At 35.9% G+C, this 16,772-nt stretch carries 9 protein-coding genes; all 9 read left to right on the top strand.

Going from position 1 to position 16,772, the window contains the following annotated elements; all coding sequences use genetic code 11:
• Positions 1–68: 68 nt before the first annotated feature.
• The 9 genes from FCN74_RS00620 to FCN74_RS00580 all read left to right on the top strand — a co-directional run bounded on the left by FCN74_RS00620 (position 69) and on the right by FCN74_RS00580 (position 16,769).
• The gene (locus FCN74_RS00620) at positions 69–1,319 is read left to right on the top strand and encodes a T9SS type A sorting domain-containing protein (protein ID WP_138930666.1); all 1,251 of its coding nucleotides are present in this window, start codon (positions 69–71) and stop codon (positions 1,317–1,319) included.
• A gap of 266 nt (positions 1,320–1,585) precedes the next feature.
• Positions 1,586–5,416 (top strand): gliding motility-associated C-terminal domain-containing protein, encoded by a 3,831-nt coding sequence (locus tag FCN74_RS00615; protein ID WP_171047072.1) that lies wholly within the window; start codon positions 1,586–1,588, stop codon positions 5,414–5,416.
• Between the two features lie 26 nt (positions 5,417–5,442).
• The gene (locus FCN74_RS00610; protein ID WP_138930664.1) at positions 5,443–8,058 is read left to right on the top strand and encodes a choice-of-anchor L domain-containing protein; all 2,616 of its coding nucleotides are present in this window, start codon (positions 5,443–5,445) and stop codon (positions 8,056–8,058) included.
• A 31-nt stretch (positions 8,059–8,089) separates the two neighbouring features.
• Positions 8,090–8,995, top strand: a complete 906-nt coding sequence (locus FCN74_RS00605) for a PorP/SprF family type IX secretion system membrane protein (protein ID WP_138930663.1) — start codon at positions 8,090–8,092, stop codon at positions 8,993–8,995.
• 21 nt (positions 8,996–9,016) lie between these two features.
• Positions 9,017–10,903: an OmpA family protein gene (locus FCN74_RS00600; RefSeq protein WP_246062520.1), complete on the top strand. Its 1,887-nt coding sequence runs from the start codon at positions 9,017–9,019 to the stop codon at positions 10,901–10,903.
• 78 nt (positions 10,904–10,981) lie between these two features.
• Positions 10,982–11,338: a hypothetical protein gene (locus FCN74_RS00595; protein WP_138930661.1), complete on the top strand. Its 357-nt coding sequence runs from the start codon at positions 10,982–10,984 to the stop codon at positions 11,336–11,338.
• Entirely contained in the window at positions 11,331–13,652 is a 2,322-nt protein-coding gene (locus FCN74_RS00590) for a M20/M25/M40 family metallo-hydrolase (protein WP_246062519.1), read from the top strand. The genes FCN74_RS00595 and FCN74_RS00590 overlap by 8 nt, the downstream gene beginning before the upstream one ends.
• Positions 13,636–14,460, top strand: a complete 825-nt coding sequence (locus tag FCN74_RS00585) for an NAD(P)-binding domain-containing protein (RefSeq protein WP_138930660.1) — start codon at positions 13,636–13,638, stop codon at positions 14,458–14,460. Before FCN74_RS00590 ends, FCN74_RS00585 begins: the two co-directional genes overlap by 17 nt.
• A 134-nt stretch (positions 14,461–14,594) precedes the next feature.
• Positions 14,595–16,769, top strand: coding sequence for a S9 family peptidase (locus FCN74_RS00580; RefSeq protein WP_138930659.1), 2,175 nt, complete (start codon positions 14,595–14,597; stop codon positions 16,767–16,769).
• Positions 16,770–16,772: the final 3 nt, after the last annotated feature.

Here is a 16,772-nt window from a genome sequence, read left to right as displayed (position 1 = left end):
ACATTATTTTTCCCTATGCTCTCATTTTTTTTATATTTACATATTATTAATCTTAAATTAAGACAATTATGAAGAAAATTACACTTTTATGTTTTATGATTTTAACGGCTTACAGCTTAAACGCACAAGACACTTGTGCTGGTGCAGTAGCGGTAACGCCTGGTATTACGACTGTAGGTACAATTGATGGTACGGATGTGCCATCTCCGATATGTGCATTAAATGGAACTGTAGATACAAATCCGGCTGGAGAATGGTATTCTTACACCTCATCACAGGATGAGGTCGTAACTGTTACAACTGATCTTCCTCAAAATGATGGTATGACGAATTCTAATGATACCAGAGTTCATATTTATACGGGTTCTTGTGGAAGTTTAACCTGTGTTGCAGGGAATGATGATATTGGTGGCGGTAACTTTCTATCTGAGGTTCAATTTCTAGCAGAATCCGGAGTTACTTATTATATCGCCTGGGATAACAGATGGAACCCAAATGGTTTTGATTTTAATTTAAGCACAGATATACCAAATTGTACAACAAGTTTTCCATATGTTGAAGACTTTGACAATGCGGTAGATTTTGTTGGGTGCTATACTGTAATAGATGAAGATGGTAATGGTACGGCATGGATACAACAAGAATTAGAATTACAGCCGTTAACACCTTCATATTTTGCTACTAATGGGACTAATGATGCACAAAAAGAAGATTATTTATTCTCACCTGCTTTAACTATGACAGCTGGTAATACTTATGATATTTCAGTATCTTACAACGGTGCTGATACTGCAAATGGTGCAGCAGCTAATGAAGACTTAGAAGTTTTAGTTGCTTCAGGTAATACTGTTGCAGACGCTAACAGTGGAACATCTGTATTTACTGATACTAATATCAGCCAGAATGGTGCTTTCGCTGATGTTGAAGCTCAGGCTTTAACTGGAACTGGTCAATTTGTGCCTTCAACATCTGGTGATTATCATATAGTATTTAAAAGTACTGGTTCTCCTGCACAAATAGGTGGAACTACAGGTTTTTTACTCGTTTTTGAATATTCTATTGATGAAACACTTTCAACAGAAGATTTCGAAACTTTTAATTTTAATTATTTTGTAGATGTTCAAAATAAACTAAACCTATCTGCAAATCAAGCTTTTGACCAAGTTACTTTACACAACTTACTTGGACAACAGGTTTTAAGCCAAGAACTTTCTAATCAAAACGAAAGCGTAGACTTAAATAATCTATCAAGTGGGGTGTATCTAGCCCAGGTGCAAATTAATGATAGCACAAAAACATTTAAGATAGTTAAAAAATAATCTTACAGCTTATTGTTATTTTAAAAACCACCTCAGGCGAGGTGGTTTTTTTGTTAAAATTTTTTTCAACTTATTTTTTATCTTCTTAAATTTAACGTATCAATAACATTTTATTTATATTCACATCCTTGAAAAAAAATTTAATGGGGAAATCAACTTTTTTTTGGCTCTTATTTTTTTTGGTTTTTACTTGTTTTGTAAAAGCTCAAACTACTGTTGATTGCGCAGTCGGCCCGGTAAACAACACCTTTTGCTATGATTCAAATGTGGTAGAAGAATTTACTTACGTGAGTAGTAATGGTTCATCTTTAAATTTAACAGTAAATTCTGGAGATGTAGAAGAAGGATTTGATGAGTTTATAGTGCTTGATACCAACGGGACAGAACTCTACAATGGTTATGGAAACGCCGGTGACTTAGCCGGTTTGACCTTCCAATCCACTGGTGATGAAATTACTGTTCAAGTCACACCTGATTTTTCTATAAGTTGCCAAAGTTCAAGTAGTATCAACCCGATAGATTTAACGGTGAGTTGTGCGACCTGTACCAACCCACAAGTCGATTTTACATTAGTGGACGACTGTTTAAATGCGCCACAGTTTTTTGTGGAGGTCAATGTAATTGATTTAGGTTCAGCGACAGATTTAGATATCATAGACAACCAAGGCAACCCTGCTCAAACAGCTTCTGCTACGGGTATTTTTACTTTTGGTCCTTATCCTAATGGGACATTAGTAGAATTGACTGCATCAAATAACCAAGATATTAATTGTCAGGTACAATCCGGAGTAATCACTCAAGACAATTGTACATTAAACTTAGTCGATTGTGCAGTCGGGTCGGTCAACACCAATTTCTGTTACGATTCCAGTGTCACTGAAGAATTCACATATGTGAGCAGTAACGGTTCGCCTTTAAATCTAACCGTGAATTCAGGAAATGTTGAAAACAATTTTGACGAATTCATTGTGTTAGATTCTAACGGTACTGAACTTTACAATGGTTATGGAAATGCAGGGGATTTAGCAGGTTTGACCTTCCAATCTACCGGTGATGAAATTACAGTACAAGTTACACCTGACGGTTCTATAGACTGTCAAAGTTCAAGTAGTATCAACCCGATAGATTTAACGGTGAGTTGTGCGACCTGTACCAACCCACAAGTCGATTTTACATTAGTGGACGACTGTTTAAATGCGCCACAGTTTTTTGTGGAGGTCAATGTAATTGATTTAGGTTCAGCGACAGATTTAGATATTACTGATAACCAAGGCAACCCATCACAAACAGCCTCAGCTACTGGAGTTTTTACTTTTGGTCCTTATCCTAATGGGACATTAGTAGAATTGACTGCATCAAATAATCAAGATATTAATTGTCAGGTACAATCCGGAGTAATCACTCAAGACAATTGTACATTAAACTTAGTCGATTGTGCAGTCGGGTCGGTCAACACCAATTTCTGTTACGATTCCGGTGTCACTGAAGAATTCACATATGTGAGCAGTAACGGTTCGCCTTTGAATCTAACCGTGAATTCAGGAAATGTTGAAAACAATTTTGACGAATTCATTGTGTTAGATTCTAACGGTACTGAACTTTACAATGGTTATGGAAACGCCGGTGACTTAGCCGGTTTGACCTTCCAATCCACTGGCGATGAAATTACTGTCCAAGTCACACCTGACGGTTCTATAGACTGTCAAAGTTCAAGTAATATCAACCCGATAGATTTAACGGTGAGTTGTGCGACCTGTGTTAACCCACAAGTTAATTATAATCTTATAGGTAACTGTGGTAATGGTAATGAAGAATTTACCGTAGAGGTAGAAATTGTAGATCTAGGAACAGCTCCATCCCTTGATATTACTAATAACCAAGGTGATCCGCTTCAAAATGTTACTTTTCCCACAACGCTGACTTATGGACCTTATCCTTTAGGGACAGATGTCGTTTTTACCGTAGAAAATGTAGACGATGTCAATTGTATAATTACGAGTCCAAATCAGACTTTAGAAACTTGTGGTTGCTTTGGGTCAGATCCATTTTGTGCACCTGAGCCTGGTGAAGCATTAATTTTTGAAAATGTAGACGACTCTAGTAGTACAGAGGCTGATCCTAACCTAAGTAATTATGGCTGTTTGGCTACCCAACCTAACCCGGTGTGGTTTTTTATGCAGGTTGAAGATTCTGGGGAACTTGTTTTTGAAATTGTTCAAAATACCCAATTTGACAACCAAGGGAACCCGACAGGTACACCTTTAGATGTTGATTTTATTGCATGGGGACCGTTTACAGACACCCAATTTTGTAACGATCTAGATAGTTGTACCCAATGCGAAAGCAATACTTTTGATAACAATTATCCTTACGGCAATGTTATGGATTGTAGCTATTCTGCTGCCCCTACAGAAACCTTTACCATTCCAAATGCTCAAGTTGGTGAAATATATGCTGTGCTTATTACCAACTTTAATGGTGATCCAGGATTTATCAGTTTAGGCCAAACCAATTTTGATGATCCCAATAGTGGCTCTACGAATTGTGATATTGTTCTACAAAATCAAGTTACAGCTTGCCAAGCTGATGGCGCAGTGTTAACTGCAACTGATAGTGCTGCTGATCAATACCAATGGTTATTATTTAACGAGTCCACGCAACAGTTTGATCCCATTACCGGGGAAGACCAACCCACACTAGCTGTAACTGAGTCAGGTCTATATCAGGTATTGACGCTTAATGGGGCCGATGTTAGTACTGAAGAGTTTGATGTGACTATAATTCCCGAACCAGAAAATAGTTTGCCCACTGAAACCGCAGTATGTAATAATCAGACCATTATTTTGGATGCCACAGCACAAAACCCTGATGATTATGATAGTTTTGAATACCAGTGGTTTTTAAATAATAATCCCATTTCTGGAGAAACTCAAGCAACATTAGATGTTGACCAACCAGGAAACTATACTGTAGAAATTAGCACAACAAATCTTAATATTGACGCCGATGGTAATGATCTTACATGCGTCAATATTTTTGATATCCAAGTTAATTCAGCAGATTTTACCGTAGATTTAGGTGAAGATCAAACTTTTTGTGATGCCGGTTCACAAGCTATAACTGCTAATGTTAACGGTGCTGATGACACTAATGCAACTTACTTTTGGAATACAGGCGACACAACAGCTTCTATCGATGTTAGTGATAGCGGTATCTATGAAGTCAGCGTTACTATTGAAGGTTGTACAGTTACAGAATCTGTTGAGTATAAGTTTAATGAATCGCCAGTCATAGCACTTGGACCAGATACCACTACTTGTGATTTGACGTTATTTGAATTGGACGCGACGCCGAGTAATTTAGACACAGGCGCTAGCGTGACCTACGAATGGACTTTAGATGGGCAACCTCTAAATGTCAATGATGATGTTGCAGTCATTAATCCCGATGATTTTGGATTTGGTAATTACGAAGTCAATGTCTATTTTGACAATCCAAATTGTAATACCGTGGATAATATTTCATTTTCACAAAGACAAATAAGCGTTGATATTTCTTCAGATGACTCCGACAATTTATTTTGTGTAGATGATAAAGTCACGTTTTCAGCAAGTTTACAAGACGCAGAACCGGCAGAAGCCAATTTTGAGTGGTTTGTCAATGGAGAAAATCAAAATAATAATTCGGCAACTTTAGAAAACTATAGCATTACGAGTAACCAAACAAGTCAAAGCGTTTCGGTTGAAGTATCTATTGGAAATGAATGCCTTGCATCAGAGCAACTCACATTCAATTTGTATGCTATCGATAATTGTGTAATTAGTCAAGGCTTATCGCCTAATGGAGACGGACAAAACGATAATTTAGACCTTAGATTTTTAGATGATAGAACAGGTATCACTTCTTTTGAAGTGTTTAACAGATATGGGCAAAAAGTTTATGAAAAAGCTAATTATAGAGATGAATTTTTTGGCCAATCTGATAATGGCAACAACCTAGAAACAGGAACTTACTTTTATGTCATTAAATTTGACAAAGAAGATGAATCCTTTGGAATTATTCAAAAAGGATGGATATATATAAATCAAGAACAATAATTAATAACTTATAAAAATTAAATATTATGAAAAGAATATTACTCTTATTACTCTTTGGCTTAGGAGTGTTTTCCGCACAAAGCCAGATCACGGTAGATAACACACTAACCGTTCAACAGTTAGTCGATGACGTCTTAGTACTTGGTCAGTGTGCTGAGGTTAATAATGTGACTTCACCAATGAACAGTGACTTTGCCGGATTGGGCTTCGATAGTTTTGGTGCGTTCGATGGAACCACCTCAACACCAGGATTCCCGTTCGACGGAGGGATCATCTTAGCCACCAATGGGATTGATATGGTACCTACAGGGTTGCCCAATCAGAATGGTGGTAACCCACCATGGTTAGGAGATGCTGATCTAGATGCATTAATCTCAGAGCCAAACGGAACAAATAATGCTACAATTATTGAGTTTGAATTTATCCCTTTCGTCGATCAAATTAGTTTTAACTATCTCTTAGCTTCAGACGAGTACCCATCTTTTGTATGCACGTTTGCTGATACTTTTGCCTTTATTTTAAGTGGGCCGGGTATTTCTGATGTCAATAATTATGATCATGACGCCAATCCTAACACCCCTGAACTTTCACTAGATCTTGGAGGTCAAAATATTGCAGTCATTCCCGGCACAACTATTCCGGTAAGTCCGGTTAATATTCATACCAATACTGCCTGTGGCGCTGGAAGTTTAGGGGAGTTTGCTGTACCGCAACTATTTGACCAAACAAACTCTAATAATGGAACCACTATGTACGGTGGACAAACCGTACCACTTACAGCTACGGCTTCTGTTATTCCAGGCCAAACCTACAACATAAAACTAGTGATTGCTGATAGAGGTGATACCATCTTAAATTCTGCTGTGTTTTTAGAATCGGAATCATTCGATCTGGGAGGCATAGATTTAGGACCAGATATTACTATTGAAAATGGGAATGCACCATGCGAAGGCGAAACCGTTACACTTGACGCTGGTTTTAGTGCAGCCAATATTCAATACTTTTGGGCACAAGATGGTAATATTATTCCAGGTGAAAATGGTCAAACCCTTGAAGTCACCGAGAATGGAGAATATGAAGTCGGTATTCAAATAGGCGCCGGAGGTACGGCTTGCTTTGGAGTATCCAACCTGGTAACTGTAGAATTTTATCCGGAACCCACATTCGATCCATCAGACCCAATTAATCTTTGTCAAGGAGAAACCACGGTTCTAGACGGAACACCAACTAACGCCTCAGCATTTACAAGTATAGATTACCAATGGTTTAAAGATGGTGTTGAGTTAACAGGAGAAACCAATCCAACACTAACGGTTGACGATAGCGGTCAATATCAAGTCGTTATCGATGCCAATGCTTGTGATGATGTACCCAATACATTTGATGTGAATCTTGTAGATTATCAAGTTAGTCTACCTATACCACCTCAAAATTGTGTAGGTCAAGGCGAAACTGTTGAAGTTGTCCCAGAATTCACAGGATTAACAGATAGTGAAATCAGTCAAGTGACTTACGAATGGAGTACAGGAGAAACGACACCTACCATCCAACTCTCTGAGGCCGGTACGGTTTCAGTAACGACAACTTACGAAGGTTGTGAAGAGTCAGTCACAGAGACTTTTACATTTTTTAATAATCCACAAGTAAGTATAGCCGGTTCACCGACTTTATGCGATGGCGATGTCAATACACTTGATGCAACACCTGTAAATGTAAACGATTTAGATTCACCAACTTATGCATGGACTTTAGACGGTAATCCCTTACCTGAAACCACTCCAGTAATAGATATCAATGAAGGTGGACTTTATGAAGTTACAATCGATAATAATGGCTGTACATCTTCAGACCAATTAGAGGTTGACTTTGTTAGCTACACATTAGATTTAGGTGATGATCAAAATTTATGTACTGGTGATGGTGGTCCACAAAACATTACGCTGACACCAGATATTACGGGATTAACTTCAGTACAACAAAATCAAATACTTTACACCTGGAGTGATGGGTCGACAGAAGAAACTTTAACGGTTTCAGAAAGTGGCACTTACACTTTAGAAACTGATGTTAACGGCTGTATTCAAACTGCTCAAGTTAGCGTAAGTATTGTAGAAACCATTGATGTGAGCCTTCAGGATATTTTGAAGTGCCCAGAAGATGAAGTAGTTTTAGACACCGGTTTACCTGATGATGATCCTAATATCACGTATTCTTGGACGCTTAACGGTAATCCCGTAGGAGATAATAGTCCCAGCTTTAATGCTAGTGAAGAAGGAACTTACATTATAACAGTTGATAATCAAGGTTGTACAAGTACTGCTACTGCAGAAGTTTCTGGTTATGATGTTGATAATTGTGTGATTACTCAAGGCATTTCACCCAACGAAGATGGAGCCAATGATTGTATGGACCTTACTTGGTTAAATGACCAACTCGGTATTGATAGGTTTCAAGTTTTTAACCGCTATGGGAGAAAAGTATTTGATGAAACCAATTATGAAGACACGTTTTGTGGTCAAGATGACAATGGTGACGAGCTTTCAACAGGCACCTATTTTTATGTCATTAACTTGGCAAATTCAGACCAACGCTTTGAACGTGTAGTTAAAGGATGGGTTTACATAAACCTAGAACAACAATAATCAACCAACTAATTTTTTAACGACTTATATCATGAAGAAAATATTAATAATAGCAAGTCTAATAGGGGTTTTAACCTTACCAGATGCGCTTGCTCAACAAGATCCACAATATACGCAGTATATGTATAATATGAACGTTGTTAACCCAGCTTATGCTGGATCTAAAGAAAGCTTATCAGTAGGATTACTCTACAGAGATCAATACACTGATATTGATGGTGGACCGCAAACTTTTACATTTGCGGCACACTCGCCATTAGGAAATGGTCTTGGCGTAGGTTTAAGTGCTATTTCTGACGAAATTGGACCCGTAGAAGAAAATAATTTGTATGCTGATATTTCTTATACTATCGATTTAGGTGCCAAACATAAGCTAGCTTTTGGCGTAAAAGCCGGAGCCACATTTTTTGACGTAGGTTTGATAGACTTATCACTTCAAGATGATATTGATGACGCTTTTAGTTCAAATATCAATGAAACCTTTGTTAATATTGGTGCAGGATTCTTCTTTTATTCTGATAAATATTATGTAGGTATATCTATGCCTAATTTTTTAGATTCAGAGCATTTAGATGTTGATGATCGATCATTTGGTTCAGAAACACAGCATTTGTTTGCCACAGCGGGTTATGTATTTGACCTTTCAGACAATGTTAAATTTAAACCATCTACATTGATCAAAACAGATTTTAATACAGAAGCAACATTTGATATCAATACCAATTTTTTGTTTTATGAGAAATTCGAAATAGGAGCTTCATACAGAACAGAAGATTCCTTCAGTGGTTTAGTCGGATTTAGACCAACCGATTGGTTACAAGTTGGTTTTGCCTACGATAGTGTATCTAGTGCTCTAGATACAGATTCTTATGAAGCATTTATCATATTTGATATTTATTTCAAAAAGAAAACTTTTTTATCACCACGTTATTTCTAATCATAAAAATATAGCATAAACATGAAAAATATAATTCAAACCATATTCATCTTATTGCTTACAATTCAAATTGTAAGCGCACAAAACGATGATACAAAAAAAGCAGACAAGCACTTTAACAGACTAGAGTTTGTAGATGCTATTAAAGACTATGAAAAACTAATTTCAAAAGGAAAAGCCAATGCTTATGTCTATAAACAATTGGCTGTAGCAAACTACAATATTTCAAATACCACAGAATCAGCAAGGTATTTTAAGCAATATCTTAAAAATACTGATGATGCTTCAGCTGAAGATTACTTTAGATATGCTCAAATTTTATTATCTAATGAAAATTATGATGAAGCCAAATCTGCATTTAAAGATTTTGCATCTAAAGCACCTAACGATTCAAGAGCTAAGGCCTTTAAATCTAATCCAAATTTTGTTCAAGATTTAAGCGGTAAGGAGCCAAATTACAATGCTCAACCCATGAATTTAAATTCTGAGTATTCTGACTTTGGAGCCTATGAGTACGATACTTATCTCTACTTTGTCACCGCTCGAAATAAGTCTAGAAGAACATATGGGTGGAATGACCAACCTACAACAGATATTTATAAAGCTGAAAATGTAGCTGGTACGTTTAAGAACGAAAAAATGCTTAAAGGCGATATCAATTCAAAATTTAATGAAGGTACAATTGTCTTTTCAAACGATGGAAAAACAGCCTATTTTACAAGAAATGACTACGTCGATGGTGACTATAATAAAAGTGAAGAAGGCATTAGTAAATTAAAAATTTATCAAGCCCAAAAAGTAGGTGAAGAGTGGAAAGATATCAAAGCTCTTCCATTTACAAGCTCTGAATACTCTGTAAGTCATCCAGCCTTAAGTACTGACGACAGCACCTTGTATTTCTCAAGTGATATGGATGGCGGTTATGGACAATCTGACTTGTATAAAGTTAGCATAAATGACGATGGCAGTTTTGGTGAGCCACAGAATTTAGGAGCTATGATTAATACTGAAGGTCGAGAAAGCTTTCCATTTATAGATAGTGATGGGAAATTGTTTTTTTCATCTGATGGTCACCTTGGTCTTGGCGGCTTAGATGTATTTTACACTAAAAATAAAGATGGCTCTTACGTAGAACCTGAAAATTTGGGAGCGCCTATCAATAGTTCAAAAGACGACTTTGCTTTCACCTATTTCAATCAGGTTGATAGAGGTTATGTGTCCAGTAATAGAGGAGAAAATCCACTTAATGACAACATTTACCAAGTTCAACTACTTAAACCTCTTGACGAAACCAACTTTATTGTAAGTGTCACAAATGCAGATACAGACGAACCATTGAGTAATGTCGATGTCAATATTTACGATGACGAAGACAACCAAATTGCTTCATTAAAAACAAATCCTAAGGGTGAAGCTAAAGAAATAGTTATCAGTAATTTGGAGTACGATATTCAAGCTAACCTCGATGAGTACGAAAGCGTATCCAAAACAGTTTCTGCCAAAGGTGATGCCATGGAAATAAACCTCAAATTGAAACCTATTAAGAAAATTATCGAAGATAGGGAAATTACGTTCTCAAATGTACTTTTCGATTTTGATAAGGCTACCATAAGACCAGAGGCGGCCTTTGAATTAGACAAAATTGTTGCAACACTTAAAAAGTATCCCGACTTGATTATTAAAATTGAGAGTCATACGGATAGAAGAGGTCCAGAAATTTATAATCAAAACCTTTCGGAAGCTAGAGCACAGAATACTATGAAATACTTAATTGAAAAAGGTATTGATGAGTCAAGACTTTCTGCTGAAGGCAAAGGTGAATCTGAACCACTCAACGACTGTGCTGATGGATGTACAGAAGAAGAACACGAGCAAAATAGACGTTCTAAATTTATCATCGTAGAATAGCTATAAATATTTAAAAACCAAACCCCAACCTACTCATGGTTGGGGTTTTTTTGTTAAATTTACATATGATTATAACTTATGAAAAAAAATTGTTTGGAATGTGGGGCAGAATTGATGGGCAGAGTCGATAAAAAATTTTGCTCTGACTATTGCCGTAATTCCTATAACAATAAAAAAAACAGAAGTACAAAAAATATTATAAGAAATACCAATAACTTATTGCGGAAAAATTATAGAATTCTCAATAAAATTAATCCTCAGCAAAAAACCAAAACCACTAAAGATAACATGTTGAGAAAGGGATTTAATTTTAATTATTTTACAAGTATCTATAAAACTAAAACCGGTAAGGTCTATTATTTTGTTTACGATCAAGGTTACTTACCACTAGGAAATGAGTATTATGCTATTGTCAAACGCTTAGATAATGATTAGACAAAAGTTATATCCAATCGTTGCCATTATTGTTTTTGTGTTCAGTATTTGGTATGTGTTCTACGATTTTTCACCGCAATACAGCACAGATTTTAATGCTAAATCAAACAAATTTTCGACGGATCGTGCTTTTAAACATGTCGAAGCAATTGCAGATCAAGAGCATTTTGTTGGGACTGCCCAACATAGTTTAACTAGAAACTACATTGTAGAACAATTAGAAGATTTAGGCTTAAAGGTTCATACACAGCAAGGCTTTAGTTTAAACGCATTAGGTGAATTTACAATCCCAGAAAATATCATTGCCAAAATAGAGGGTCAAAACCCAAAGGCAAAATCACTTTTACTCCTATCTCATTACGATTCAGAACCGCATTCGTCCTTTGGTGCAAGTGATGCGGCTAGTGGCATAGCTGCCATACTAGAAGCTACCAGAGCATTTTTAGAAAATGGCAAAAAACCCAAGCATGATATTATCATTTGCTTTACTGATGCTGAGGAAGTGGGGCTTCTTGGTGCAACCCTTTTTGTAGATCAACATCCTTGGGCCAAAAATATTGGATTGGTTTTAAATTTTGAATCACGTGGAAGTGGTGGTCCGAGTAACATGATTTTAGAAACTAATCACGGTAATTCAAAAATGATAAAGGCCTTTGCAGAGGCAGAGATTAATCATCCACTTGCGACCTCACTCATGTATAGTGTTTATAAAATTCTGCCAAACGATACAGACTCAACGGTATTCAGAGAAAAGGCTGATATACCTAGCTTCTTTTTTGCTTTTATCGATGACCACTATGATTACCATACCGCTTTAGATATCCCTCAACGGTTAGATAAGAGCTCATTATCTCATCAAGGTGAATACGCATTTGGTCTTTTAAATCACTTTAGTCAAATCTCACTAGACAATAACTTAAAGAGCAATGTAGAAATGGTTTATTTCAATTTACCGGAATTAGGGACGTTTTATTATCCCTTTGATTGGATGTGGTGGTTGTATACAGCCAATGCCTTGCTGTTTTTGGCTGTTTTATATTTTGGGCTTAAAACCAAATCCATTAATAGGCGTGAGGTATTTCTTGGGATTTTACCTTTTACAATTTCATTAACTTGTGCATTTCTATTAGGCTTTTTTGGTTGGAAAGCTTTGCTTTGGTTTTATCCCCAATATTCAGAAATTTTGCAAGGGTTTCCTTACAACGGACACAATTATATTTTTGCATTTGTCAGCCTATCGCTTTGGGTAGCATTTCTAGTTTACAGGCGATTTCATCATAAACTCAACCCGCATAACGCCTTAGTCGCACCTATTGTCCTATGGTTTTTGATTTGTGCAATAATAAATATTTATCTTCCCGGCGCTTCTTATTTTATATTACCACTTGGATTTGGCATAATTGCCTTTGCGATGAGTACTTTTAAAGAAATCCCAAATCTGTTTGTTATTTGGACTTTGGGTTTGCCGTGTATTGGTCTAATTGTCCCACTCATTCAATTTTTTCCTGTAGGTCTAGGACTCAATATGTTGGTAATATCAACCGTTTTTAGTGTTTTAGTTTTTGGAATTTTATACAGTTTTATAGGATATCTGCCATTCAAAAAGACATTAGCTATTATTTTTTTCCTTCTAGGCGTATCATTTTTAATAGTAGCCCATGTCAATTCAGATTTTAATAGATCACAACCCAAACCTAATAGCTTGGTTTACCTACTTGATAAAACTGATCAAAAAGCCTATTGGAATACTTATGATAATACACTAGACAGCTGGAATCAGAAATTTTTTGAAGATACCATTGCATCAGAAAAACCAATATTACAGAGCAAATACTTGACGGGCTTTACATACACTTCAAAAGCACAATACCTTAATCTTAAAAGTTCTGATTATGATATAGTTATAGACAGTTTAGAAAATGACTATGCCAGAATAAAGCTAAATATTTCTCCTTTATCTCAAACCAAAAGGATTGAACTTTATATGGATAAAAATTACAACTTTAGAGAATTTAAAGTAAATCAACAGCAGGCAGATAGTTTAAAAATTAAAGATACTCAATACCACGTATTTAAAAAACGAGCATGGACCAGATTGTTAACATATCACGTTGTCAATCAGGAAGAGTTAAATATAGAATTTGAAGGCAAATTACCTATCCCGCCAATAAAAATTTACGAAACCCGCTTTGACCTTTTGAAAAATGAAAAACTGAATGTACCCAAACGTACACCTAGCATGATTCCTAAGCCTTTTGTTGTAAACGACGCTATTGTCATCAAAAACACCGTAGAATTTGAAAGCACCAAATAATTGCACTGTCGGTATACTGGGATGTGGCTGGCTAGGTCAAGCACTTGCAAAAACACTAAATGCCAAATCATACACAGTAAAAGGGACAACCACACAAAAAGAAAAACTTAAAGTACTAAATGAATTAGCCATCGAAGCCAATCTTGTCAAAATTTATCCTGATCATATCAAAGGTGACCTCAAGTCATTTTTGAAACATTTAGATATATTAATTATTGCCATTCCACCAAAAATTAATAGAGGAGAAACAAACTTAAAAAAAGGTCTTGAAAATATTTTTCAAAAAAAAGAACTTTCTGCGATAAGTAAACTCATATATGTGAGTTCTACTGGAGTTTTTGCTAATGGACTCAACCAGATTTATGATGAAAACTCTACACCTAATAATAAAAGTTTAAGAGGTAAAGCATTGATAAGTCTAGAAAATACAATTAGAGCACAAAAACAAATTCAAGATACTTTTATTCTCAGGTTAGGTGGTTTATTTGAAAATGGCGGAAGACACCCTATACATTTTTTAAGTGGTAAACCAAATGTTCCAAACCCTAAAGCCCCTATAAATTTGATAGAAAAAACAGATGCTGTAGAGTTAATTGTAAAAATTATTGAAACTAAAGCTGTTGATCAAAGTGTTTTTCATGGGGTTTTCCCCAAACATACAGAAAGAGAAACGTATTACGTTGATAAAGCAAAAGCGCTAAACCTTAAACCGCCTTTATTTGAAAATTCAAGTACTAATAATGGTAAAATTATAAAATCTGATCTTACACAAGAGGTTTTAGACTTTACTTATGCAAAAGAACCCTAAGAATAGCCACATCAAAAACCACTCGTATCAAACAGTATTAAGAGATGTAGCCAAATATTCTGGGTTTTTAAACTCATGTATCAATGCCATTTGATGTTTTTTTAGTAAAATTGAAGTCTCTAATTTAAATTTTTATGAATACGTATAGGTTTTTTGTTCTGTTTTTTATAATTGTTTCAAATCTCGTTGCTCAAAACAAAGAGATTACACTAGAAGAGATATGGTCCGGCAATTTCTCTCATGACCGACTACAATCGCTTCAATCCTTAAATAACGGACAATCCTATATCGTTCAAGATTACAACCGCGCCAAAGGTGAGATGCGCGTCGATATTTTTGAATACAAAACTGGAGAAAAAACTGGTGAGCTTATTAATAGCAGTAAAATTGAAGGTCTAAATTTTTTCCAAACCTTTAGCCTAAGTCAAGATGAGACCAAAGCTATTCTTGGGGTGCAAATCGAGACCATTTACAGGCGCTCTGTCAAAGGTCAATACTTTGTTTACAACATTAAAACCAATAATCTTACCCAAATTGATGTTGATAAAATTCAAGAACCGCATTTTTCTCCTGACAATTCTCAAGTAGCTTTTGTGAAAAACAACAATGTATTCATTAAAAATATAGACAACAATACTACAACACAAGTTACTGCAGATGGCCAAAAAAACAAAATCATCAACGGTCTTACCGATTGGGTTTACGAAGAAGAATTTGCTTTTGTCAAAGCTTTTGAGTGGAGTCCAGACGGAAAGTATTTGGCTTACCTAAAATTTAATGAGTCTGAAGTGCCTGAATTTTCAATGGACATTTATGGCACTTATGGTAATGACTTGTATCCTAAACAAGACGTGTTTAAATACCCAAAAGCTGGTGAAAAAAACGCAGAAGTTTCACTGCATATTTATAATGTGAAATCGGATCGTTCAACTGAAATAAATCTAGGCGATTACCACTATATACCAAGATTAAAATGGAGTCAAAAAACTAATTTGTTGTCCGCTCAAACCACCAATCGACATCAAAATGAACTTAAGTTGCATTTGGTTAATACTGATAATTTTTCAGTCGAAACTATTCTCACCGCAACAGACAAAGCTTATGTTGATGTTGATGATGATTTGACTTTTCTCGAAGACAATTCTTTTATTTGGACAAGTGAACAAGATGGATGGAATCATATTTACCACTACAGCGAAAACGGAAAACTTATTAATCAAGTGACTGATGGCAACTGGGAAGTAACCAATTATTACGGTTATGACTCAAAAACGAAACGCATTTTTTACCAAAGTACCGAAGCAGGTAGCGTTAACCGCGCGGTGTATAGCATCAAAATTAACGGAAAGTCTAAAACAGCTCTTGCTGATAAATCAGGAACAAATTCTGCCGACTTTAGTGCCGACTTCAGCTATTTTATCAACACCTTTAGTAATGCGGAAACCCCAAGACGCTTTACTTTACATGATGCTAAAAATGGTAAACTCCTTAGAAAAATTAAAGATAATCAAAAGCTTTTAGACAAATTAGAAGCTTACAATTTGTCTGAAAAAGAGCTCAGCACCATCAAAATTAATGGAAATAATCTCAACATGTGGATGATTAAACCCAAAGATTTTGACCCATCTAAAGTTTATCCTTTATTAATGTATCAATATTCTGGACCAGGTTCGCAGTCAGTATCCAACAGTTTTTTTGGGACGAATGATTATTGGTATCAAATGCTTGCTGACAAAGGTTATATAATAGCTTGTGTAGATGGACGTGGCACAGGTTATAAAGGGCGCGATTTTAAAAAAGTTACACAATTAGAATTAGGCAAATATGAACTAGAAGACCAAATTGCAGCGGCTTATAAATTAGGTCAGGAATCTTACATTGATGCCGATAGAATTGGGATTTGGGGTTGGAGTTATGGCGGTTTTATGTCCTCTAATGCTATTTTTCAAGCTAATGATGTCTTTAGCTTTGCCATAGCTGTGGCACCAGTAACTAGCTGGCGGTTTTATGATACCATTTACACCGAGCGTTATATGACGACACCTCAGGAAAACGCCTCTGGTTATGATGATAATTCGCCTATCACACATGTTAATGAATTTGATAAAGGTGATTATTTACTTATTCACGGCAGTGCCGATGACAATGTTCATGTTCAAAATACCATGCAATTGATTGAAGCTTTAGTGCAAGCTAATAAGCAATTTGACTGGCGGATTTACCCCGATAAAAATCATGGGATTTACGGTGGAAATACCCGATTGCATTTGTATAATGTGATGACGGAATTTTTGATGGAGCAATTATAGTTA

This window comes from Mesohalobacter halotolerans, from assembly GCF_006120725.1.
Classification (GTDB): Bacteria; Bacteroidota; Bacteroidia; order Flavobacteriales; family Flavobacteriaceae; genus Psychroflexus; species Psychroflexus halotolerans.
Note: the sequence above shows the minus strand (reverse complement) of the source record. Positions and strands in the feature narration are given on the sequence as shown.

What these genes read in the sequence shown, in the direction of transcription:
- FCN74_RS00620 (WP_138930666.1), top strand. Translation starts at nt 69, where the DNA reads ATGAAGAAAATTACACTTTTATGTTTTATGATTTTAACGGCTTACAGC.
- FCN74_RS00610 (WP_138930664.1), top strand. Translation starts at nt 5,443, where the DNA reads ATGAAAAGAATATTACTCTTATTACTCTTTGGCTTAGGAGTGTTTTCC.
- FCN74_RS00605 (WP_138930663.1), top strand. Translation starts at nt 8,090, where the DNA reads ATGAAGAAAATATTAATAATAGCAAGTCTAATAGGGGTTTTAACCTTA.
- FCN74_RS00600 (WP_246062520.1), top strand. Translation starts at nt 9,017, where the DNA reads ATGAAAAATATAATTCAAACCATATTCATCTTATTGCTTACAATTCAA.
- FCN74_RS00595 (WP_138930661.1), top strand. Translation starts at nt 10,982, where the DNA reads ATGAAAAAAAATTGTTTGGAATGTGGGGCAGAATTGATGGGCAGAGTC.
- FCN74_RS00590 (WP_246062519.1), top strand. Translation starts at nt 11,331, where the DNA reads ATGATTAGACAAAAGTTATATCCAATCGTTGCCATTATTGTTTTTGTG.
- FCN74_RS00580 (WP_138930659.1), top strand. Translation starts at nt 14,595, where the DNA reads ATGAATACGTATAGGTTTTTTGTTCTGTTTTTTATAATTGTTTCAAAT.